The following is a 20338-nucleotide window of genomic DNA, read 5'->3' as shown; positions in this document are numbered from 1 at the left end:
ATAGGGACTAACTTAAGTGTAAAATGCTGGAGTCTCGAAATAATTGTCCTTGGTAACTCATGAGGTTCAGTTGTTGCCATCATAAATTTAACATGTGCAGGCGGTTCTTCTAAAGTTTTTAGCAATGCATTAAACCCAAATGATGTTATCTGATGAACCTCATCAATAATATACACTTTGTACCTTACACTTGCTGGTGCGAACCTAACATTATTTCTTAACTCCCTAATTTCATTTATCCCGCGGGTTGAACCGCCATCTATTTCGATAACATCCATAGAAGTCCCCGCAGTAATTTCTTTACACGCTGAACAGGTTTGACAAGGTTCCGTAACCAAGCCTTTTTCACAGTTCAACGCTTTAGCAAAAATACGTGCGGTAGTCGTTTTCCCAACTCCCCGCGGGCCGGAGAACAGATAAGCATGCGCTATATGATTTGTCTTTATAGCATTCTCTAGTGTACGAGTTACATGCTCCTGACCGAGTACATCTTTAAACGACTGCGGACGGTATTTCCTTGCTAAAACCAGATACGCCATATTTTTATTGTTTCACTCCCAATATACTTAAATGCTTAAAAAACAGCGGATATGACTTTGCAACTGCCTGTGCGTTTGTTATTACAACACCTTTCGCACAGATACCCGCTACTGCCATTGCCATAGCAACCCTATGATCATTTCGAGAATCAACTTTGCCATAACGCAGTTGTGAATGCTTAATTTCAATCATCTTATCATCAAAAGTAACATTACCCCCGAGTTTTCTTAACTCCTCACAAGGTGTTTTAATCCGGTTACTTTCCTTTATTGCCAGATGTTTAATATTCCGTATCCTTGTCTTTCCGGAAGCGAATGCACCTGCAACCACAAGCACAGGCACAAGGTCAGGGATATCACCCGCATCAATATCAATTCCATGCAGGTTATACGGCCCGTTTATCATTACTTTACCGCAGTTATACCCAATTTTTGCACCCATAGCGTTTAGAATAGCTATTATCCGTTTGTCTCCTTGTTTATCATCCAAAAGACCCGAGATCGTTAGCTCAGATTTTGTTAGACACCCGGCGGTAATAATAAACGCTGCGGATGAATAATCGCCATTAATTTTATATTTTACAACATTTTTAACCTTCTGCCCACAGGGGATAATAAATTTTTTGTATTTCCCCATATAGTTAACAACCGTTACCCCAAAATGTTTGAGAACATCTATCGTAATATCTACATACGGCCGGGAAACCAGGCGGTCAGATATTTTTATCACCACCCCATCATTATTTTCTGCGGAGGCAAGTATAAGAGAAGACACTGTCTGAGAACTTTGCGCGCCGCTGATTTCAATTATCCCGTGCATCAAGGATGGGGTACCGATGACCCGAAAAGGAACAGTTTGTTTTCTACCCGTACCTTGTATATCCGCCCCAATCTGACTCAATGCATTTACAACTGCGGTATTAGGCCGTGTACGCAAACTCCCTTCGCCGTTGATCATATATTTACCGTTTCTGGCACAGAGGATTGACAATAATATTCTTAATAATGTCCCTGATTCCCCAACATTGATATGCTTTATACCGGATAACGATTTGTCAACTTTACAGTTTTTATCCCAAATAGTAATTTTATTGCCATTAATCTCAACATTTTTGTTTAACTGCCTGATAACATTAAGAGTAGCTGCAGTATCATCACATTTAAGAGGATTAATAATTATAGTTTTTTTTGTAAAAATAGACGTTATCACTGCCCGATGCGTATACGACTTTGACGATGACGCAACTATCTCCCCTTTTAACACATTTACAGGAAGGATACTTACACTTATATTGTTTTTTTTCACTGCACAACCGCTCTCAATTCAATTATTTATTATACCGCACTCTTATAAAATGTATTTTACTAAATTCAGAGGTAAATTATCAAACTAGAGAAATGGAATGTATTTGCTTTCAATAAACACATTTAATATAATCTTGAATCATACAATACATGGGGGTGTAGCTCAGCTGGGAGAGCGCATCGTTCGCAACGATGAGGCCGAGGGTTCAAATCCCTTCACCTCCACCAAATAAAATATTATTTCTTAAACTTTTTCAGCGCTTCCTGCGCTTCTTCACGGATTTCAGTTTTAGGATCATTTGCCGCGATATATTCAAACGCAGCAATAACACTTTTATCCCTGAACTCGCTTAAGGACCAGATAGATTGCAGCCGCATTAACGGATTCTCGTGCCTCAATCCTTCGCGGAAAACTTTAATACCAGAATCATCACCTAGGTCTTTCAATACATATGCCGCTTCCCAGCGCACATCAAAATCCGTGTCTTCCAACATTTCTTTTATACTCGGAACGATGATATTCATTTTCATTTCACCCAATACTTTGATTACAACCTGCCGGATTGTAGGGTCAGGGTTTTTTAGTAATAACAATAGTTTTGGTATGATAGACTCATCCGCCACCATTGCAAGCTTCTCCGCAGCGACCCATCGGTTGCTTACTCTCTTATCCTCTAGTGCTTTTAATAATATCGGAACTGATTCCTTACATCCCAGCTCCGCCAACGCAACCGCCGCCTCCCACCTTACATTAAGATCATCATCCGACAACGCTTCCTTCAGGATAATAACAACCTCTTCATCACCAATCTCCAGAAGTTCCCGCACAGCGGTCCACCGCGTATTTGGCGTACCGTATTTTAGATGATCCTGTAATCTCGCAACATTTTTTTTATCAGTATTCTCTGTCATTACCAATCACTCACCTTTCCTGAAGCATTTGAAGAAAGCATTCACTTTTGTAATTCAATCTTCAATTCATTAATTAAGTTAACAATATTTTCTGATCTCACCGGTTCCAGTGACCCAAGCCCGCAACTCGGTGTTATGATTATATTTTCCATTATAATATCTTTATCAATTCCTTTACTTGCTAATACTTCAATCCCGTGGTTGATCCTTTGCTTAAGCTCAACTACAGCATCAGCAATAACATCGTTATTGCTCGGCACAATACCCCATGCCAGCTTCCTTCCGGAAGTAATAAACTCTGCCAGTTTGCTTTTATATAATAACAAAGTTTCAAAATAATTATAAGCATCAAAACTAAGCACATCTATTGATGTGTCCATCAGGATTGACCAATCAGTATTTCCACAGCAATGTATCCCCACCTCAACATCGATCTTGTGCAACGCGTCCGCGATTTCGTTGATACACTTAACCACAACCTCCCTCGAGACCGGAACATACGCGGAACCAAAGGCTGACAGATACGGTTCATCAATAAATGCAAGAATCCTTGAGTCAGGCATATTCTTACGGACAAATCCCACCTGCCACAGAGCTTTCATCAACAACCCTTTAACCAGAACATCTGAATACTGTTCGTTATGAAGTATAGACTTACCGGTTTCATCCGTGACCGTAAGCCCAAATGATACAGGCCCTGTCACTTGCACTTTAATTTTATGAAACTTCTTATTACTATAAAGTTTTAAAACATCAATTACAGAATATATCCCCGCAGCATAATCTTGTGATATACAAAACTTATCAATATCATTATCAATAACTGCTTGATAAAACCGTTCGTATTCCTCCGGCAGATTTTCTTTTGACATATCCACATAAACAACCTGTTTTTCCTGATTAAGTATCACCCCGGGCAACCCTTCGGAATATTGAATATACATACTCTCCCGGAAATTACGTTTTGGCAACTGCAACAGAAAAGGTATATCAAAACCGTTAACCACAATCTCCGCCGCACGGACAGGATCCGTATGTGGCAAACTACCAATACCGGTAGTGATAACATTTTTTGTTTTCATAAAAATATATATTAACTCTTAATGCTTCAAATCCACATCAATACGGTCAAGCCGCAGGTTCAATCCTGCGAGGTCCTGATTAGCCTTCAGTAACTCTTCATTTATAGTAGATATGCTATCCGTTTTTGTGGCGTACTGAGGAATCACCATTAAATCCTTTTCTACTACCACACTTTTTTGTTTCACACCTTCCGGTGAATGTAATTCACCCGAAAAAGTTATCCTAATATTCACCTGTCCTGTATATAACGCTGATGGCTGGAATAACCAGTTAACCTTTGCAGCCTCACGAGCGCTTAAATCATCAATCATCTGTTTTACAGAACCTTTTTGCAGGTCCAAACTCTTATCAGGTAAAACTTCCATTGTAGCTATGACATTACGCAATAACCCATCATCCGTTGCGTTCTCAACGTCGCATACAAGCGTAAACTGCTGTGCGGAATATATTTTTAACGGACAACTAACGGCAATATTAAAAGCATCACCGATATTCATTGCAGGTTTGTGCAACCCATAACAAATCGCGTACTTAACGCTTTTATAAGAATCAACTTTAACGGGTTCCCAAAACACTGCTACTCCGCTGTCAGGAGTAGCTAATGCGTTTGGACTAAACCCTCTACCCTTCAGTAACTTTACATCCCAGTAAGAATCGTACATACGGTTCCAATTAGAAAAAACTATTCGGTCCGGAGATTTATATTCATAGATTTTAACAGTTGCGAGGCTACATACTGCCGGTGTACGTATATTATCAAACGCGTACCAATAAGTCGGAACACTTTCACCCGTGAATTCAGTATCAGTAGTAACCGCACCGTAGCCTGGAACAGAGAACGGCGTTCCGTCATTACTCCCAAGCATTGTATCAAGCAGGATTCTCATCCCAACAGTATGTGATTTACTACCACTGTTATACACAACATATTCTACTCTAACACTATCCTCTCTGCCTGTGGTAATACCTTCAACTAACGTTAGTGTTTGAGTAATATTAAGGTCCTCATAACCCCAGGCGAACTCCATACGTTTTTGCGAACTTGTCTGTCTAATAATACTGCCGTTAGTGTTACCAAATACAACATTTTTCCCATCAAGTTTCAGTGTAGAATAAGAAGTAACTTCACCAAACCGTTCAAATAGCAGTTTTTTATTATCATCCGTTTTTATTAAAGGATCACCTTGTGTTGTGGATACCACAAACCTACCGTTCTCGCTATTAACTTTCAACCTAAGATACTGGTTAGTAATATCTTTTGCTGAAGCTGAATTGCTGTATATACACAGAAGTAATATAACCGCCAGGCATCGATACAATGACCGCAACGCTTTTTTTTTGTACACTGTTGCCATATTATTAATCACTGTATGGACTTAACTTTATTTTCGTACAACCGCAAGTCCATTTCTTTCTTGATAAGTTCATCTTCTTTTTTCTGAAGGATAGACTCTTTTTCTTTCAATTTAACCGATTTTGTTGATAACAACATATCCTTTTCTGCAAGAAGTTTACTGCGTACCTCATCTTCCGCACGATTCTTTCCTAGTAATTCCAATTCGTTCAATTGTTGTTTCAGTTCTTTACATTCCAGATCTTTCTGGATAAACATATTCTTAACTTTCTCTAATTCATCCAGCGGGACATTTGTTGTACCCGTACTTAGAACTACAGCATTTTGTTGTACGACAACAGCATCGTTAAGAAGAACATTATATTCATTCTTAAGTTTGGCATACTTCAATCCCAGCATGATTGACGCTATACTGAAGACTATTGCCGCAAACACTACAAAATACTGTGCGATAGTTTTCATGGTAACCTATCCTTTATCAAAATTAAACAACTGCCGTTACTTCTGATTTGTGTATAGGACGTACACAGATACTGCCATTACAAAAAACACAACCAGTACTATTATCCAAGGAAAATTTGCTTTAAATATTTCCAATGCTGTCCCGGGTACTTCTGTTATGCTGCTTCCCTGTTTATCTGTTAATTCTTTTTGCATATTTTGGTTTTTAGCCATTATTTTTTCTCCCATTTAAGTAAATTAGTAACTTTAGCTAGCGTACTCCCATCCTTAATTTCTTTCCGTAAACGGTTTTCGTGTTCCAAAACATTCATTGCGCGGTTTGCAATCTCAACGACATCATTTTTTGGCAATACAATCACCCCGTCATCATCACCTATAACCCAATCCCCGGGAGAAACCTTTATTCCGCCAATTATCAACGGAACGTTAATCTCTCCATACCCTTTTGGTTCTCCTGCATTTGGCTGCACAGTTTTCGTAAATATTGGAAGTTTAATTTTAACAATATCCATAGTATCCCTCACCGCTCCGTGCACAATAACACCTGCGAGTTTACGGGTAACAGCACTTTGAGTTGCCAATTCTCCCCAGACTGCAGGACCAACACCGCCGGTATCGACCACTAAAACATCCCCTTCATTTGCCAGATCAATTGCCTGTACGGGTTTTGCCCAATCTCCCGGTAACGTACTGACTGTAACCACAGGACCGACAAGTTTAGTACCTTTAACCAAAGGATATACCCCTGTGAGTGCCGGTGCGCGATGCATCGCATCAGAAACATTAGCAGCGGATACTACATTTAATACTTCCCGAACATTATCCAATCCCGCTCTCTGGTAATACACATTTTTTACACTAGTTTTTGTACGTATAGCTTTCAATAATTTTTTTACTTCGTCAGCAGGACACGCGGATTTCGTAATTGCCCCGCCTACTATAAGGATATCCGCTCCGGCACGTACAGCCTCTGCAATATTTGCGCTGTTAATTCCTCCGGCAACTGCTACAGGTAAAGACGTTATTTTACGTACGTCCTTCAGAAACCCAAAATTAATTTTGCCTTTCATTTGTTCATCAATCGGTATATGCAAACCAATAATATCAACTCTCAGTTTTTCCAATTGCTTTACTCTTGTAGAAATATCCTTAACTTCAATCATATCAGCCATAACTTTAGCACCGTAATTACGGCCGGCATTAACACTTTCTTTGATTGTTTCATCGCTAGCACAGCCCAGCACTGTAACTACGCCCGCTCCGGCTTTTACTGCCATCTCGACTTCTATCCGCCCTACATCCATAATTTTTAGGTCAGCAACAATACATTTTTGCGGAAACTTTTTGTGTAAAGCACGAATTATATCCAACCCAGCACTTTTGATCAACGGCGTTCCGGCTTCCAACCAGTCAATACCAGCACCGTCAATTTCTTCCGCAAGCTTCAGTGCACGGTGAGTATCAACAAAATCTAAAGCTACCTGAATAATTGAATGTCCCATGTCCCCTGCTTTGTATTAACCAAACACCACTTGTTTTCTTAACTGCTGCGTTGTATTTCTTAACCTACGGCTAAGCGATAAGGTCATCATTCTCAGAAAATGCACACCAAAGACCGGTGTTTTATCAATTAACAAATTCAAATCACTTGCCATAATTTTAATCACTTGAGTTGCAACTACCGCTTCCGCAGTTGCCGACCTTGGTTCCGCATCTATCATAGACAATTCGCCAAGAAGTTCATTTTGTGAAAGTGAAGTTATTGTTTTCCGTCCGGGATTCATATCCTTCCATATCTTTATACTACCCGCCGCAATAATAAACATTGAATCACCTGGATCGTTCTCCTTAAACAACAACTTCCCGGCTTCATAATTTTCAATATTAGTTATTGACGCTAACAATATCAAATCATTTTCTTTCAATCCTGGAAAAGCACCGCTTTTTTTTAAAAAATCTACTACATTATCCATAATACTATCCGCCTCTCTTTATAATTTTATTAATAATATTTAATTCACTTTTCACCAATTATTTGTGTAACAATTTGACGTTTTCTTTCACGGTTGTCCATATCAACAAACACGATCTGCTGCCACACGCCTAGTACCAATTCAGAATCAACTATTGGAACCGTTAATCCCGGCCCAATCAATGATGCACGCAGATGCGAATGCGCATTACGATCAGAATGAGTAACATTATGCTGATACTCCTGCCCGTTTTTTGGTGCAACCCGTTCCATCAACTTCTTAAAATCAGACACCAACCCCGGTTCGTATTCAATGGTTGTCACCGCACCTGTAGCTCCCGGGATAAACACTGTTACAGTACCATTTTTTATACCTGAACTTTTAATATTGTCGCTAACCTCAGCGGTGATATTTATGATATCCACCTCTCCTTTAGTATCTACAGTAATATTAGATGTAACAACTGCCATGTACGCTTCCTACTTTCCAACAAATTCTTGTTGCTGAAATAATTCTACTGTATTTCTCAGCAATAAGACCGTAGTTACCGGCCCCACTCCACCCGGTACAGGGGTAATATATCCAGCTACATTTTTGACTTCATCAAATTCAACATCCCCAACCGTTTTCATCTTAGGTTTACCTTTTTCGTTAAGTACAGTATTTCCTTTTTCATCAAGTACAGGAATACGGTTAATTCCAACGTCAATAACTATCGCCCCGGGTTTCACCATATCTTTTCTAATCAAACCAACCTTCCCGCAAGCTACTATGAGAATATCTGCACGCAAAGTATGCTGTTTTAACCCAACTGTTGCTATGTGGCATACCGTAGTGGTAGCAGATTCCGTTGCGGAGGACAACAAAAACAATGCCGCTGGTTTTCCTACAATTGCGCTATGCCCGACAACCACAGCTTCTTTTCCCTTCAACGGAATACCCAGAGAATTAATTAGTTCAATGACTGCCATTGCAGTACAAGGCGCAATTGCAGCGTTGCCAAACAACAATCTTCCCATATTTGCGTAAGTTACGCCTTCAACATCTTTTTCAGCTGCAATAACCTGTTGAACTTTAGCAGTATCCATCCCTGAAGGCAACGGCATCTGTAGTATAATACCCGATATTTCATCTATTACGTTTAAACCCTGAATGTATTCAACAACCTGTTTCTCTGTACTCTCTGCGGGTAATGAATGAAGCTTATACTCAATCCCTACTTCCTCACAACTTTTCTGCTGGTTTTTGATATACACCATTGACGCAGGGTTTTCACCTATCTGTACGGCTGCTAGCAATGGGCCTTTTTTCCGTGAGGCCTTTAATTCATTTATCTTAACAATTAATTCCTTTTTAATTTTAGCAGCTACGCTCTCCCCATCAATCAAAACTGCTGGCATTGTATAACACCTTTCTCTAATGTATGTGACATTTATTATAATAGTTAATTATAGCAAATTAACTATTATCTATACTATATATATACCTGCTAATTTTATAGACACGACGGCAATGATATTTATTAAATGTTCTTGACAACCCTAATCAAATTTATATATCATTTTATACATATAAAGACTATCTTCATATATAAAAATAATCAATATATTTGGCAAAAGGATAACTACATGAAAAAAGCATTAATGCCGTATGGAAAGTTTCCAGATGAAAATGTAAAACATTCTCATGCCGTACATTTTTATTCAACCTTAAACGAACAAATAAAACTTATAACCAAATATTTTACATATGGCCTGAGCAACGATTTCAAATGTATCGTTATCCTGAAAAGCGAAAAAATATCAGTTTTGAAATCACAACTCAATAAAACATGCCCTATGTTATCTGCTTCACTTGCCAACGGCCAACTTGTAATCATGCCCTCAAATAGATTTTATATACGCAACAACAAATTTGATCCTCCCAAGGTACAAAAATTTATTTCTGTCTTATTAAAGCGCAGCATGTATAACAAATATAGAGGAACTTTCATTATATTTGAGGTAGACAACGATATTTTTGATAATATAAGCAAGACAACAATATCTCACCGCGAGAACGTTATCTCAGAATTGCTTGAACAAAAAAACACATCGATGATTTGCCAGTATGACAGGAAACATATGCGTCCCGATCTCTTATTTGAAGCACTACGCACACACGAACATATCATTACGGGCATCGAAATGTATCCTAATACCAATTATATTAAACCTAATCAATACTCAAAGGTTGTAACCCCATTGTATAACTTTGAAGAAACGTTAAATAACATAGGCAACAACGCAAAACTTATGAATTCAATAGTAGAACAACGCAACCATCTGGAAGAAATAATTGAATTAACACCGCTTATCGTAGTAGGAATGGACTGCAAAACGAATATCACAATGTTCAACTCCGCAGCTGAGGATATAACAGGTTATAAACGCGAAGAAATCATTGGTAAAAAGTATTTCTCTATTTTTATACCCAGAATATTACGTGATAAAGTTTATAAAGTATTCACAGCACTTTTGAAACTTGACCCGAAATCAGAGAATATCCGTAAAAAGTTCCCCAAATCATATGAGAACCCGATTTTATGCAAAAACGGTGACGAGCGTACAATTTTATGGAGCAATTCCGTTATCTATGAAGAAGGCAAGGTCAAAGAAGTTATTTCGATCGGAACAGATATAACCGAACGTATTGAATTATTAAACAAATTCCGTGATTCTGAATCCAAGTACCGTCTACTGGTAGAACACACAAACAGTTTTGTTTTTGCATTAAATCCCCGTTGTAACATAACTTTTTGTAACCAAACTAACATAAAAACAGGCTATACTCCGGAATTAATCAAAGGAAAAAAGTTTACGTCATTCCTACACCCTGATGACCGTAAAGCTTTTTTACTCGTTTTCAATAAAGTTCTAAGCTCGCATACTTCACACAATATTGAATTCCGGTGGTTAACCAAAAAAGGCAATGTCCTGTATTTTGAAACAGCACTTAATCCGGCTCACTTGAACAACCATACATTCTCCGTTTCGGGTATAAGTATGGATATTACATCTCACAGACTAATGGAAACTGAACTACTCAAATACCGTAATATCGTTGAGACAGCACCGCTGGGCGTAATTTTTTCTAACACACGACATAATATAAATTATGTAAACACACATACTTTAAAATTATTTGGTTATAACAAAATGGAAATATTAAAATTACGATGCGCAGATCTTATATCGCCGAGTGAATACAAACGTTTTGAAAATAACATTTATCCTGAAATGGAAAAAGGCAACTGGGCAGGTGAAATACTAATGCGTAAAAAAGATGGTTCAACTTTCCCAGGATACAACATGTGTTTTGTTCTCCGCGATAAGAGCACTAATGAGATAATAACCAACTGCAATATAATCACTGATATGAGCAAGGAACACGACAATACCAGAGAGAAAAATGAACTCCAAAACCTATTATTCCAATCACAAAAAATGGAAGCTATCGGCCGCCTGGCAGGTGGAATCTCGCATGATTTCAATAACCTCCTTACAGGCATTTTGGGAAACGCACAGTTTATCCTGAAAACAGCAACGATTGATGGTAATATAAAAGAATGTGTCGATATTATAATCAAACTTTCCCAGCAAGCATCTCATCTCTCACGCCAATTACTCGATTTTGCACGCCAACAATCCGATAAACCTGAAACGATGAAACCATTCGACACTAATTATCTCATTATCAAACTCAACAGGCTCTTATCTCACAGTATAAACAAAAATATTGATATAAAACTCAACCTGGACCAAACACCGGCAATTGTAATTGGCAACGAAGTCCTCTTAGAACAAGCATTGCTAAACATCTGTATAAATTCACAAAACAGCATGCTTTCCGGAGGTAAACTCAATATACGAACATCAAAAATAACCTTACGTTCTGTGCCAGTAGCATTACAACACACTAAAGAACATCATAGTGATGTTTATGTACAGATAGATATCACCGATACAGGCAAAGGCATGACACGCGACATAATAGACCGCATTTTTGAACCATTCTTTACCACTAAAGACATCGGGTACGGTGTCGGGCTGGGTTTATCTTTGGTTTACAGTATTATAAAGAAACATCACGGCCATATAGAAGTCAACTCAGCACCCGGGAAAGGTTCTACATTCACAATTTACCTCCCTGCAACTCAGGAAAAAACAGTCACTGAAAATGATTCTGAAACCAAAACTCAGCAAGTATATACGGGGATACGAAGTAAATCCAAAAAACCTAACGTAATGGTGATTGAAGATGAAAGCTATATACTCGATTTATGCACAAAAATATTCCCAAGCAGAGGATTTGGGTTAATTACCTCAAACGATCCTGTAGATGCAGTAAAGAAATACCGGCACTCCTGGGAAAAAATCGATATAGTGATACTTGACATAATAATGCCAAAGAGGTCAGGGCAATGGGTGTTTACTCAATTGAGAAAGATAAACCCAAGCGTAAAAGTTATCATATTATCGGGATATAACTCAAAAAGTAATTATATCAACTGGATCCAAAAAAACAAGGTACCCTTTATCTCAAAACCATTTGATATAGACGAGATGATCAATAAAATACAATCTATAATAGGGTGATAACTTTACTGTCTCCACAAAGGAGACATAGTTCTGAGCTTCTCCACAACCCTGGGTAATGTATCTAAGAGATAATCAACTTCTTCTTCTGTATTATCATGCCCAAACGAAAAACGTATTGTTCCTTGTGCAATTAACGGTTCCACACCCATTGCGGTAAGAACATGTGAAGGTTCACTACTTCCTGCGGTACACGCAGAACCCGATGATGCAGCAATCCCTGTACTTTCATTATCCATAGCCAATAAAAGAGCTTCGCCCTCTACATATTTGAATGCGATACTGCTGGTATTGTATAACCGTTCAGCGTGTATGCCATTAATCTCAGACTGAGGTATACGCTCAAGTATCCCAGTTTCAAACTTTTCACGCAGTAACGATATACGCGAACACTCAAGTGTATATTCTCTCATAGCGATCTGTGCTGCAGCACTCATTCCCGCAATACAAGGAACATTCTCAGTCCCCGCACGGTAGTTTGATTCATGATGCCCGCCATGCAATAACGCATCGATAGTCAATCCTTTACGAATATATAACATCCCTACGCCTTTTGGACCATAAAACTTATGAGCGGATATACTCAGAAGATCAACCCCCAGGTCATCAACGTCAATCCTCACCTTTCCAGCTGTCTGCACAGCATCGGTATGAAACGCAATATTTTTATTTTTTAGCATTTTCCCGATACTTTTTATAGGTTGAATAACCCCGGTTTCATTATTCGCATGCATTATAGAAACAAGTATTGTATCTTCACTTAACGCGGTTTCAAGTTTCTTTATGTCAACCACGCCGTTACGATCTACTGGTATGTAGGTAACAGAATAACCGAAATTCTTCCTTAAGTACTCGCAGGTATTAAACACTGCGTGATGTTCAATACTCGAAGTTATGATATGCTTTCCGCGTTTACTGTTTGCCATAGCAAAACCTTTAATTGCAAAATTATCAGATTCTGTCCCGCCACTGGTAAACACAATATTTTGTGGATCATCCGCGGAAATAAACCGTGCCATAACAATCCTCGCATCATCGATGACTGCACGGCTTTTTTGTCCAAAATAATGAATACTTGAAGGATTACCATAATGTTCCGCGTAATATGGAATCATTGTATTGACAACTTCCTCCCGTACACGCGTTGTAGCGTTATTATCCATGTAGATACGTTTCATTTAATAAGCAGTATCTCAGTAGATACAATCCTTCAATCGTCTTTTATTGATTATATACATTTTTCCGTGTTCAATTCGTATGCATCCTATATGCTTGAATTGATTCATAACTTTTGTCACAAGTTCACGTGAACTCCCTACAAGATCCGCAATATCACGGTGTGAGAGTTTAACATTAATCTCAATACCTTTAGCAGTTTTATTCCCATACTTTGTTGAAAGATCAAGCAATGCCACCGCTAACCTCCCTGCCGTATTTTGAAATACAAGATTTTTTATCTGTTCATCCGCTTCCCGCAACCTAGCAGACATAGTTTGCATAAGATTAACAGTTATCCGCGGGTAATTACTTATAATTTTTTCAAACGCTTTTTTGTAGAATACCAGTAATTCACTTTCTACAATAACTTGCGCGCTTGCTGAACGGTACGGTTTATCCAGTTCTGCCATCTCACCAAAAAAATCGCCTTCCTTAAGTATAACCAAGGTTTTATGTTCACCCACAGATGAACGCTTAAATATTTTTACAAGCCCTTTTATAATTACATAAAAAGCATCACCTGTTTCTTGCTCAGAAAAAACTGACTCCCTAGCCTTAAACTTCTTAATTACACCGAGTTTACTCAACCTCTTCAACTGCTTTTTATTCATCCCAGAAAACAGAGCGACTTTTGACAAAATACTTGTTACCATAACAATTTTTAACCTCCGAATAACACTTTGTTATATTACAGCAATTATTTCTCTAATACTTTTTTTAATTCATCAAACAAATCTGACAGCTTAACTTCAGCCTGTGTTGCGTTATTCATATCTTTCATTTGTATAACACCTCTTGTGTGTTCATCTTCTCCATAGATCAAGACAGCCCTTACTCCTAATTCATTAGCATACCGCATCTGTGCTTTCATACTTTTACTATCATAGAATTCGGTATATACATTAAATCCTGAATTTCTAATATCCCTCGCTAATAACGATATTCTAGACAACACTTCTGTACTACCCGCTGCGATAACGGATATACAATTATCGCTTTTATCCGTACTGGTTTGTTGCTGAGACAAAAGAAAGGATAAACGGTCAACACCAAACGCTAATCCTACTGCCGGCACTGCAGGCCCGCCGAGTTCGGCTACCAACCCGTCATACCTACCTCCTGCTGCAACTGCATCCTGAGCGCCAAGTTTTGCGCATTTTATCTCAAATACCGTGCGGGTATAATAATCTAAACCGCGGACAAGTTTTGGGTTCACGCTGAACTCTACACCGCTTTTTTTCAGTAACGATGTGGTTAATTCAAAATGTGTTTTACATTCATCGCACAGATATTCCAAAGTTGATGGTAGATTACCAATTTTTCCGGCATCAATTTTGCAGTCAAGCACACGTAATGGGTTCCGTGTAATACGGTTTTTACAATCTCCGCAGAGTTGCGGCCCATAACTTATTAGAGTACTTAATAACGCTTCGCGGTACTTTGGACGGCACTCTTTGCAGCCTAAACTGTTAAGTTCGATCCTTATTTCACCGTCAAGTTTCAGTGTTTTCAGGATATCATACCCAAGCATGATTACTTCCCAATCACCGTAAGCGGATGTCACACCGAATAGTTCAGCCCCTACCTGATAAAACTCGCGGTAACGCCCCGCCTGTGGGCGTTCATAACGGTACATTGAACCACGATAAAACTCGCGATTAATTTTCCCGGGTTGAAATCTTTTATGTTCAATCATCGCGCGTACCACTGCAGCAGTCCCTTCCGGGCGTAATACCATCCACCGTTCTTTTTTATCTTGAAAAGAATACATTTCTTTCTCAACAATATCCGTAGTATCTCCTATTGATCGTATAAACAGTTCACGGTGTTCAAACACAGGCGTAATAATTTCTTCGTATCCCCACCGTTCAAAGACTTTACTCGCGATTGACTCCACTGTCCTGTGATTAACAACTTCTCTGCCTAATATATCACGGGTTCCCCGTGGCGCATTAATAATATCCATCTTTACATCCCATCCATTATCACAGTTTAGATAAATAACCTGTTACCGTATTATACAACTCTTTTAGCCTAACCTCAGCTGAAACATTATCACTTGCAGGAGGATGTTGCACTTCAAGCATATATGCATTCTCAAAAACACCTCTTTGCAAAGCATTAAATACATTTTCCCATTTAATATCACCGGCATTCAATGTCAAATGACGATCACGTCCAGTACCTGAATTATCTGATAAATGAGTAGTCACAATCAAACCCTTGAACCCATCCACCCATTCCTCAACACTTTTACCCTGCCACAACCATAAATGTGACGTATCAACACATACTTTTACATATTTATTCTTTACTGCAGAAATAATCTCTTGATAATTATGAATATTACCAGCAAGATTATCGGGTAATAACGTTTCAAACGCCAGTGTTACATTGCACTTATCGCAGACATTGTAGAGAATATCTACCGACTTAATTATTTGCTTAACCCTCGCGGCTTTTTTTTCAGGATCATATAGTTCACTAGCATCCTTTGAAGTCCAGTTTGACGGATGCACTACCATCACTTTACCGCCAAAACCTGACAAAACATTTATTGCGTACTCAAACTCAGACATTGTAGCACGGTGTTGAGTTTCATCTAACGCAGAAAAATCGTTATTTCCAAAGAACGGCGAATGCATAGTTTCAACTTCTACGCCATACGTTTTTAGGCTTACCTCCAACTCCTTGATTTGCTCCTGCTTATGATAATCAAAATGCCTGTCCGGTGTGTTCGCCCATATTTCTATTTTTTTAAACCCAGCCTCAGCTATCACTCCGATACGTTCTGACAGTTTACTTCCTGCGTAGTAATACGTTGACAATCCAGGAGTATTTATTTGTTTATTCATACAACAACTCCATAATTCAATAATTCCGGTGCAAGTATTACATTATCAATATAATGTATGGTATTAATCCCTATTTTTTTTGCGGTCATGATAAACTCTTTACAATCATCTATGTATACCACATCTTCCGGCCGGCAGTTAATGTCTTTAAGAACAAACTCATAAATCCGGGGATCAGGTTTTACGCGTTTTAATCCGAATGATGTATAACACTTATCCAGCTTTTGCAGGATAGGATAGTTAGCCATAAAATATTCATAATGTAGTGCATCCGTGTTAGATAATAGGTAGAGTTTAATTCTTCCGGACAATTTATTAATTACACTTTCCGCATCAGTATTCAGCCAAAATATATTACCCCATATCTGCTTGAATTCATTTAACGATATCTTTAACCCGAACTTTATACTAATCTTGTTATAAAACTCTTCCGGTTCAATCTTTCCAGTATCAAATTCATTCTTTAACCCTGCCTCAAATATATATTTTCCGTACTCTTCAGAAGTATGACCGGTAAGAGCTGCAAACTGTGAGAGGCTTTTTTGATGGTCAAAATACAATATTACATTACCTAAATCAAAGATAACAGCTTTTATACTATTCATCACTTCATTCCTACCGAACGGTCGATTATCAGTGTCCATGCATATTCTTTATTATACTTACCGTCTACTGCGTATTGATAATCATATTTCCCGGGTGATAATTTCAGTTCCGTCTCCCACGCACCTGATTTATTTTTAGTGAACTTACTTTTGCCTATCTGCCAATTATTGAAAGAACCAACTAAATCCACGCGTTTTGCGTTGGGATAATTGCACATAAACCGCACATGCTGCGCGGCAATCTGAGGCGGCAACGCTCCTACTGGCAGTTCACTATTCTCGGGAGGTATCTCAATACTAACCTCAGCGCTTTTCTGAACTTCATTTTCCTGGATAGCAGTATCTTTCTGTTGAATCTCAGTGGCTGTTTCCTTGATAGCGTTTACTGTAACCACTTTTAGTTTACCATCTTCTAACTTGCTAACCTCAAGATCCACCGGCGGTTCAGGATCTTTTTTTCCATCGACAATAAACTGATAACTATACTTACCTTCAGTTAATATCTGATATCCCACCCACACACCATTTTTACCTTTTTTCAATTGTTTACGCATAGGATCCCAGCTGTTAAAACTGCCGACGAGACTTACACTTGATGCTTTTAGGTCGGTATAAACAAACTTAACACCAAAATTTGGGACAAAGAACGGCTTTTGATGCTGCGCATTCAAAGTACCGGTAAGAACCATTATAAATATGAATAATTTTAGTACAACTGATATCCTTGACTTCATTTACTTTTTTGTTCTAACACCCCAGCAACATATGACACAATTTTTTGCGCAAGCGCGTACTTATCAATATTTACAACGCGTTCCTTTTTACCAGTTGACGTTATTATTACCACGCTTGTGTCATTGGAACCAATCACTTCCGCGGTATTCGCAACTATTAAATCCAAATTTTTTTTCTTTAACTTCTGCACCGAATTATTAACAAGATCTTCAGTTTCGAGCGAGAATCCCACTACGACCTTATCAGCCTTATTGGCTGCGAGTTCAAACAATATATCCCTATTCGGTACGAGCATTAGCTGTAACCCGTCTTTTCCGGATTTAATCTTTGACCTCACAACTTTATCTGCACGGTAATCAGACACTGCAGCCACAGAAATAAATACGTCTGCTTCAGTAAAATATTTGTTACAGGCATCATACATTTGTTCCGCAGAATCTACGGTAACAACCTTATCCACCGGCGGAGTGGACTCCACAGTCGCGCCTTTCACGAAAACAACGTTAGCACCGGCATATTTCATTGCCACTGCCAGAGCAGTACCCATCTTCCCGGTTGATGCGTTTGTTATATACCGCACAGGATCTATATATTCGCGTGTTGCACCTGCCGTGATTAGCACAGTCTTCCCATACAATATTTTATTGTCATACTCACGTGTAAGAGTATCAACTACAGCACTTACAATATTATCAATTTCCGCAAGATGGCCAATACCTGTATACCCTGAAGCAAGCATGCCTTTCACAGGATTTACAAAAATAACATTTCTTGATTTAAGCTCAGTAATATTTCTTTGGGTAATGATATTATTATACATCCCGTCATTCATAGCAGGCGCTATAATAACCGGCACCTTTGCCGCCAGTACAGTACAAGTCAACAAATTATCCGACACACCAACCGCAAGTTTATTAATAGTATTCGCAGTACAAGGAGCTATGACAACAACATCAGCACTTTTTGCGAGTGCCACATGCCCAGCTTCCCAGTTATCCGCATCAAACATTTCAAGAAAAGCTTTTTCCCCGGTTAAAGATTGAAACATCAACGGCGTGACAAACTTCCCGGCAGAAGGCGTGAGCACACACCTTATCTTCAACCCAAGCTTCATCAACCTCCGTGCGAGTTCCGCAGCCTTATAAGCAGCGATACTCCCTGTTATACCAAGAACAACTGTTTTACCTTTAACACTCTTTATCACTTCTTTTTCTTCTCAGTTTTAGATTTTGCCTTACCCTTTTTTCCATCCTTCTTACCGCTTACTTCTTTTTTCTCTTCTTTCTCAGTTTTCTTAACATCTTTAACCGCAAGTAATTCCTGTGCAGCAGTCATAGCAGCGGAAACAACTTCTTCAGTTTGTGCCTTCAATAACTTCTGAATATCTTCACGTGAAACCTTTTTTGAAAGAACGTCAGTCATTGCCTGGGTAATAAAATCACGTACATCCTTGCGGTTACCTGCAGCATCTTCTTTGCGTTTAAGCTCTTTGCTCCAATACGCTGCCAACTGCACAAGTTCATACCTGTTAATATCCGTCTTTGACAATAAATCTTCTAAAACCAATTCTTCTTTTGTTGCCATACTTTTGTAATTTCCCCTTTTTATTAATCTAAACTATTTACCAATCAACTTTTTTATTATCTCAACCTGCCTTTGAACCTTCAACCTTTCCGCCGAAATAATAGAACCGATTTCTTTCACTGCATCTTCTAATTCATCATTTTCTACTGCGTATCCGTATTTTCTGACAAACTTAAATTCCCATTTTGCTTTATTTACACGTTTTCGTATAATATTCTCACTATCCTGCTTCCTTGCTTTTAAACGTTTACGCAAAGTTGATAGCGACGGCGGTAATACAAATATTAATACCGAATTACTAAAATTCCTGCTAATCGCCATCCCGCCTTGCACATCAATATCAAGGATGACATCCGTCCCGCTTTTTATAGTGTCAATAATAAACTTTTTTGGTGTACCATAATAATGTTCGTGTACTCTTGCCCACTCAATAAAGTCTGATTTCCTGACTTTTTGTTCAAATTCGGTTTCACTAACAAAAAAATATTCTTTTCCATTAACTTCACCTTGTCTTGACGGCCGTGTTGTGCATGAGATTGAATAGACAATGTTATCAGTTACTTCAAGCACTTTACTGCATAACGTTGACTTACCCACACCGGATGGGCCGGAGATCACAAATAGTGTTCCTGACTTTTTGTACATAAACATTTATTATATAATTAAATATATAAACCTGTCAAAAGATTACTACTAGAAGGGTAAACACTGAGACACTCAAAGCAATGATACTTGTCCACGGCGACAACATCAGTGCTTCAATAAAACCATTATTTGGGCTTTCAGCATTGTTCCCTATACTTTTTTTTGTACCCATTTTTGTTTTATTCACACTAGTTTGCTGTTCCACCTGTTCCCGTGTCAACAACAATGATTTTGTAACGTTCTCGAGTTCATTCTTAACTTGTTTCAACTCTTCATTCAATTCGCCAATTTGTTCCTGCTGCTGGACAAGAATAACAGTTTCACCTTTTTGATAATCCGTGCCCGCAGGTATCAAAGATTCAGCCTTGATTAATCGCATATCAAACTGGCGGTCATACTTAGAAAGCTCTAGCACAACATCCTCAAGCCTT

General features: G+C 38.6%; 22 protein-coding genes and 1 tRNA gene. 2 read left to right on the top strand and 21 right to left on the bottom strand.

The features are described from left to right. Together dnaX and aroA are read right to left on the bottom strand one after the other, a co-directional pair. On the bottom strand, nucleotides 1–539 hold a 539-nt coding region (dnaX, locus tag WC955_09835; GenBank protein ID MFA5859356.1), incomplete at its 3' end, for a DNA polymerase III subunit gamma/tau. 4 nt (nucleotides 540–543) lie between these two features. Next, complete coding sequence (aroA, locus tag WC955_09830; GenBank protein ID MFA5859355.1) at nucleotides 544–1845, bottom strand: 3-phosphoshikimate 1-carboxyvinyltransferase; 1302 nt, start codon at nucleotides 1843–1845, stop codon at nucleotides 544–546. Nucleotides 1846–1996: 151 nt separating this feature from the next. Between aroA and WC955_09825 the strand changes: the two genes are divergently transcribed. Then, nucleotides 1997–2072, top strand: a tRNA-Ala gene (locus WC955_09825). 9 nt (nucleotides 2073–2081) lie between these two features. On the opposite strand, the gene WC955_09820 is transcribed toward WC955_09825, so the two are convergent. The 9 genes from WC955_09820 to WC955_09780 are packed head-to-tail and all read right to left on the bottom strand — an operon-like array spanning nucleotide 2082 to nucleotide 9028. Further along, nucleotides 2082–2756 carry a HEAT repeat domain-containing protein gene (locus WC955_09820; protein MFA5859354.1) on the bottom strand — a complete coding sequence of 225 codons (675 nt, stop codon included), beginning with the start codon at nucleotides 2754–2756 and terminating at the stop codon, nucleotides 2082–2084. Between the two features lie 41 nt (nucleotides 2757–2797). Further along, on the bottom strand, nucleotides 2798–3838 hold the full coding sequence (locus tag WC955_09815; protein ID MFA5859353.1) for a methionine synthase: 1041 nt from the start codon (nucleotides 3836–3838) through the stop codon (nucleotides 2798–2800). An 18-nt stretch (nucleotides 3839–3856) separates the two neighbouring features. Further along, nucleotides 3857–5194, bottom strand: coding sequence for a hypothetical protein (locus tag WC955_09810; GenBank protein MFA5859352.1), 1338 nt, complete (start codon nucleotides 5192–5194; stop codon nucleotides 3857–3859). An 8-nt stretch (nucleotides 5195–5202) separates the two neighbouring features. After that, nucleotides 5203–5655 carry a hypothetical protein gene (locus WC955_09805; GenBank protein MFA5859351.1) on the bottom strand — a complete coding sequence of 151 codons (453 nt, stop codon included), beginning with the start codon at nucleotides 5653–5655 and terminating at the stop codon, nucleotides 5203–5205. 36 nt (nucleotides 5656–5691) lie between these two features. Then, the gene (locus WC955_09800; GenBank protein MFA5859350.1) at nucleotides 5692–5868 is read right to left on the bottom strand and encodes a hypothetical protein; all 177 of its coding nucleotides are present in this window, start codon (nucleotides 5866–5868) and stop codon (nucleotides 5692–5694) included. Next, nucleotides 5868–7157, bottom strand: a complete 1290-nt coding sequence (gene hxlA, locus WC955_09795; protein ID MFA5859349.1) for a 3-hexulose-6-phosphate synthase — start codon at nucleotides 7155–7157, stop codon at nucleotides 5868–5870. The genes WC955_09800 and hxlA overlap by 1 nt, the downstream gene beginning before the upstream one ends. A gap of 15 nt (nucleotides 7158–7172) precedes the next feature. Next, complete coding sequence (locus WC955_09790; protein MFA5859348.1) at nucleotides 7173–7628, bottom strand: cyclic nucleotide-binding domain-containing protein; 456 nt, start codon at nucleotides 7626–7628, stop codon at nucleotides 7173–7175. 44 nt (nucleotides 7629–7672) lie between these two features. Next, the gene (locus tag WC955_09785; GenBank protein ID MFA5859347.1) at nucleotides 7673–8098 is read right to left on the bottom strand and encodes a secondary thiamine-phosphate synthase enzyme YjbQ; all 426 of its coding nucleotides are present in this window, start codon (nucleotides 8096–8098) and stop codon (nucleotides 7673–7675) included. 9 nt (nucleotides 8099–8107) lie between these two features. Next, the gene (locus WC955_09780) at nucleotides 8108–9028 is read right to left on the bottom strand and encodes a bifunctional 5,10-methylenetetrahydrofolate dehydrogenase/5,10-methenyltetrahydrofolate cyclohydrolase (GenBank protein ID MFA5859346.1); all 921 of its coding nucleotides are present in this window, start codon (nucleotides 9026–9028) and stop codon (nucleotides 8108–8110) included. 228 nt (nucleotides 9029–9256) lie between these two features. Between WC955_09780 and WC955_09775 the strand changes: the two genes are divergently transcribed. Then, complete coding sequence (locus tag WC955_09775) at nucleotides 9257–12265, top strand: PAS domain S-box protein (GenBank protein MFA5859345.1); 3009 nt, start codon at nucleotides 9257–9259, stop codon at nucleotides 12263–12265. Nucleotides 12266–12270: 5 nt separating this feature from the next. Here the strand turns inward: WC955_09775 and nifS are convergent, their stop codons facing one another. The 10 genes from nifS to WC955_09725 form a co-directional block, all read right to left on the bottom strand. Then, nucleotides 12271–13443 (bottom strand): cysteine desulfurase NifS, encoded by a 1173-nt coding sequence (nifS, locus tag WC955_09770; protein ID MFA5859344.1) that lies wholly within the window; start codon nucleotides 13441–13443, stop codon nucleotides 12271–12273. Between the two features lie 15 nt (nucleotides 13444–13458). Beyond that, a complete protein-coding gene (locus tag WC955_09765) occupies nucleotides 13459–14136 on the bottom strand; it encodes a Crp/Fnr family transcriptional regulator (GenBank protein ID MFA5859343.1) in 678 nt (225 codons plus the stop codon). A gap of 44 nt (nucleotides 14137–14180) precedes the next feature. Beyond that, complete coding sequence (gene hisS, locus WC955_09760; GenBank protein MFA5859342.1) at nucleotides 14181–15449, bottom strand: histidine--tRNA ligase; 1269 nt, start codon at nucleotides 15447–15449, stop codon at nucleotides 14181–14183. A 19-nt stretch (nucleotides 15450–15468) separates the two neighbouring features. Next, nucleotides 15469–16338: a sugar phosphate isomerase/epimerase family protein gene (locus WC955_09755; GenBank protein ID MFA5859341.1), complete on the bottom strand. Its 870-nt coding sequence runs from the start codon at nucleotides 16336–16338 to the stop codon at nucleotides 15469–15471. After that, nucleotides 16335–16943 carry an HAD family phosphatase gene (locus tag WC955_09750; GenBank protein ID MFA5859340.1) on the bottom strand — a complete coding sequence of 203 codons (609 nt, stop codon included), beginning with the start codon at nucleotides 16941–16943 and terminating at the stop codon, nucleotides 16335–16337. Before WC955_09750 ends, WC955_09755 begins: the two co-directional genes overlap by 4 nt. Then, the gene (locus tag WC955_09745) at nucleotides 16943–17677 is read right to left on the bottom strand and encodes a hypothetical protein (GenBank protein MFA5859339.1); all 735 of its coding nucleotides are present in this window, start codon (nucleotides 17675–17677) and stop codon (nucleotides 16943–16945) included. The genes WC955_09750 and WC955_09745 overlap by 1 nt, the downstream gene beginning before the upstream one ends. Next, nucleotides 17674–18882 (bottom strand): bifunctional phosphopantothenoylcysteine decarboxylase/phosphopantothenate--cysteine ligase CoaBC, encoded by a 1209-nt coding sequence (gene coaBC / locus WC955_09740; GenBank protein MFA5859338.1) that lies wholly within the window; start codon nucleotides 18880–18882, stop codon nucleotides 17674–17676. Before coaBC ends, WC955_09745 begins: the two co-directional genes overlap by 4 nt. Continuing rightward, nucleotides 18879–19262 (bottom strand): hypothetical protein, encoded by a 384-nt coding sequence (locus tag WC955_09735; protein MFA5859337.1) that lies wholly within the window; start codon nucleotides 19260–19262, stop codon nucleotides 18879–18881. Before WC955_09735 ends, coaBC begins: the two co-directional genes overlap by 4 nt. A 33-nt stretch (nucleotides 19263–19295) precedes the next feature. Next, on the bottom strand, nucleotides 19296–19907 hold the full coding sequence (gmk, locus tag WC955_09730; GenBank protein MFA5859336.1) for a guanylate kinase: 612 nt from the start codon (nucleotides 19905–19907) through the stop codon (nucleotides 19296–19298). Between the two features lie 34 nt (nucleotides 19908–19941). Beyond that, nucleotides 19942–20338, bottom strand: a 397-nt coding sequence (locus WC955_09725) for a hypothetical protein (GenBank protein MFA5859335.1), incomplete at its 5' end; no start/stop codon positions are given.

The organism is Elusimicrobiota bacterium (assembly GCA_041658405.1).
In the GTDB taxonomy this organism is placed as follows: domain Bacteria; phylum Elusimicrobiota; class UBA5214; order JBBAAG01; family JBBAAG01; genus JBBAAG01.
This window is presented reverse-complemented; position numbering and strand designations above follow the sequence as displayed.

Bases quoted from the DNA above. Each gene is read 5' to 3' on its own strand.
- WC955_09820 (MFA5859354.1), bottom strand. From the start codon at position 2,756: ATGACAGAGAATACTGATAAAAAAAATGTTGCGAGATTACAGGATCAT.
- WC955_09815 (MFA5859353.1), bottom strand. From the start codon at position 3,838: ATGAAAACAAAAAATGTTATCACTACCGGTATTGGTAGTTTGCCACAT.
- WC955_09810 (MFA5859352.1), bottom strand. From the start codon at position 5,194: ATGGCAACAGTGTACAAAAAAAAAGCGTTGCGGTCATTGTATCGATGC.
- WC955_09805 (MFA5859351.1), bottom strand. From the start codon at position 5,655: ATGAAAACTATCGCACAGTATTTTGTAGTGTTTGCGGCAATAGTCTTC.
- WC955_09800 (MFA5859350.1), bottom strand. From the start codon at position 5,868: ATGGCTAAAAACCAAAATATGCAAAAAGAATTAACAGATAAACAGGGA.
- hxlA (MFA5859349.1), bottom strand. From the start codon at position 7,157: ATGGGACATTCAATTATTCAGGTAGCTTTAGATTTTGTTGATACTCAC.
- WC955_09790 (MFA5859348.1), bottom strand. From the start codon at position 7,628: ATGGATAATGTAGTAGATTTTTTAAAAAAAAGCGGTGCTTTTCCAGGA.
- WC955_09785 (MFA5859347.1), bottom strand. From the start codon at position 8,098: ATGGCAGTTGTTACATCTAATATTACTGTAGATACTAAAGGAGAGGTG.
- WC955_09780 (MFA5859346.1), bottom strand. From the start codon at position 9,028: ATGCCAGCAGTTTTGATTGATGGGGAGAGCGTAGCTGCTAAAATTAAA.
- WC955_09775 (MFA5859345.1), top strand. From the start codon at position 9,257: ATGAAAAAAGCATTAATGCCGTATGGAAAGTTTCCAGATGAAAATGTA.
- nifS (MFA5859344.1), bottom strand. From the start codon at position 13,443: ATGAAACGTATCTACATGGATAATAACGCTACAACGCGTGTACGGGAG.
- WC955_09765 (MFA5859343.1), bottom strand. From the start codon at position 14,136: ATGGTAACAAGTATTTTGTCAAAAGTCGCTCTGTTTTCTGGGATGAAT.
- hisS (MFA5859342.1), bottom strand. From the start codon at position 15,449: ATGGATATTATTAATGCGCCACGGGGAACCCGTGATATATTAGGCAGA.
- WC955_09755 (MFA5859341.1), bottom strand. From the start codon at position 16,338: ATGAATAAACAAATAAATACTCCTGGATTGTCAACGTATTACTACGCA.
- WC955_09750 (MFA5859340.1), bottom strand. From the start codon at position 16,943: ATGAATAGTATAAAAGCTGTTATCTTTGATTTAGGTAATGTAATATTG.
- WC955_09745 (MFA5859339.1), bottom strand. From the start codon at position 17,677: ATGAAGTCAAGGATATCAGTTGTACTAAAATTATTCATATTTATAATG.
- WC955_09735 (MFA5859337.1), bottom strand. From the start codon at position 19,262: ATGGCAACAAAAGAAGAATTGGTTTTAGAAGATTTATTGTCAAAGACG.
- gmk (MFA5859336.1), bottom strand. From the start codon at position 19,907: ATGTACAAAAAGTCAGGAACACTATTTGTGATCTCCGGCCCATCCGGT.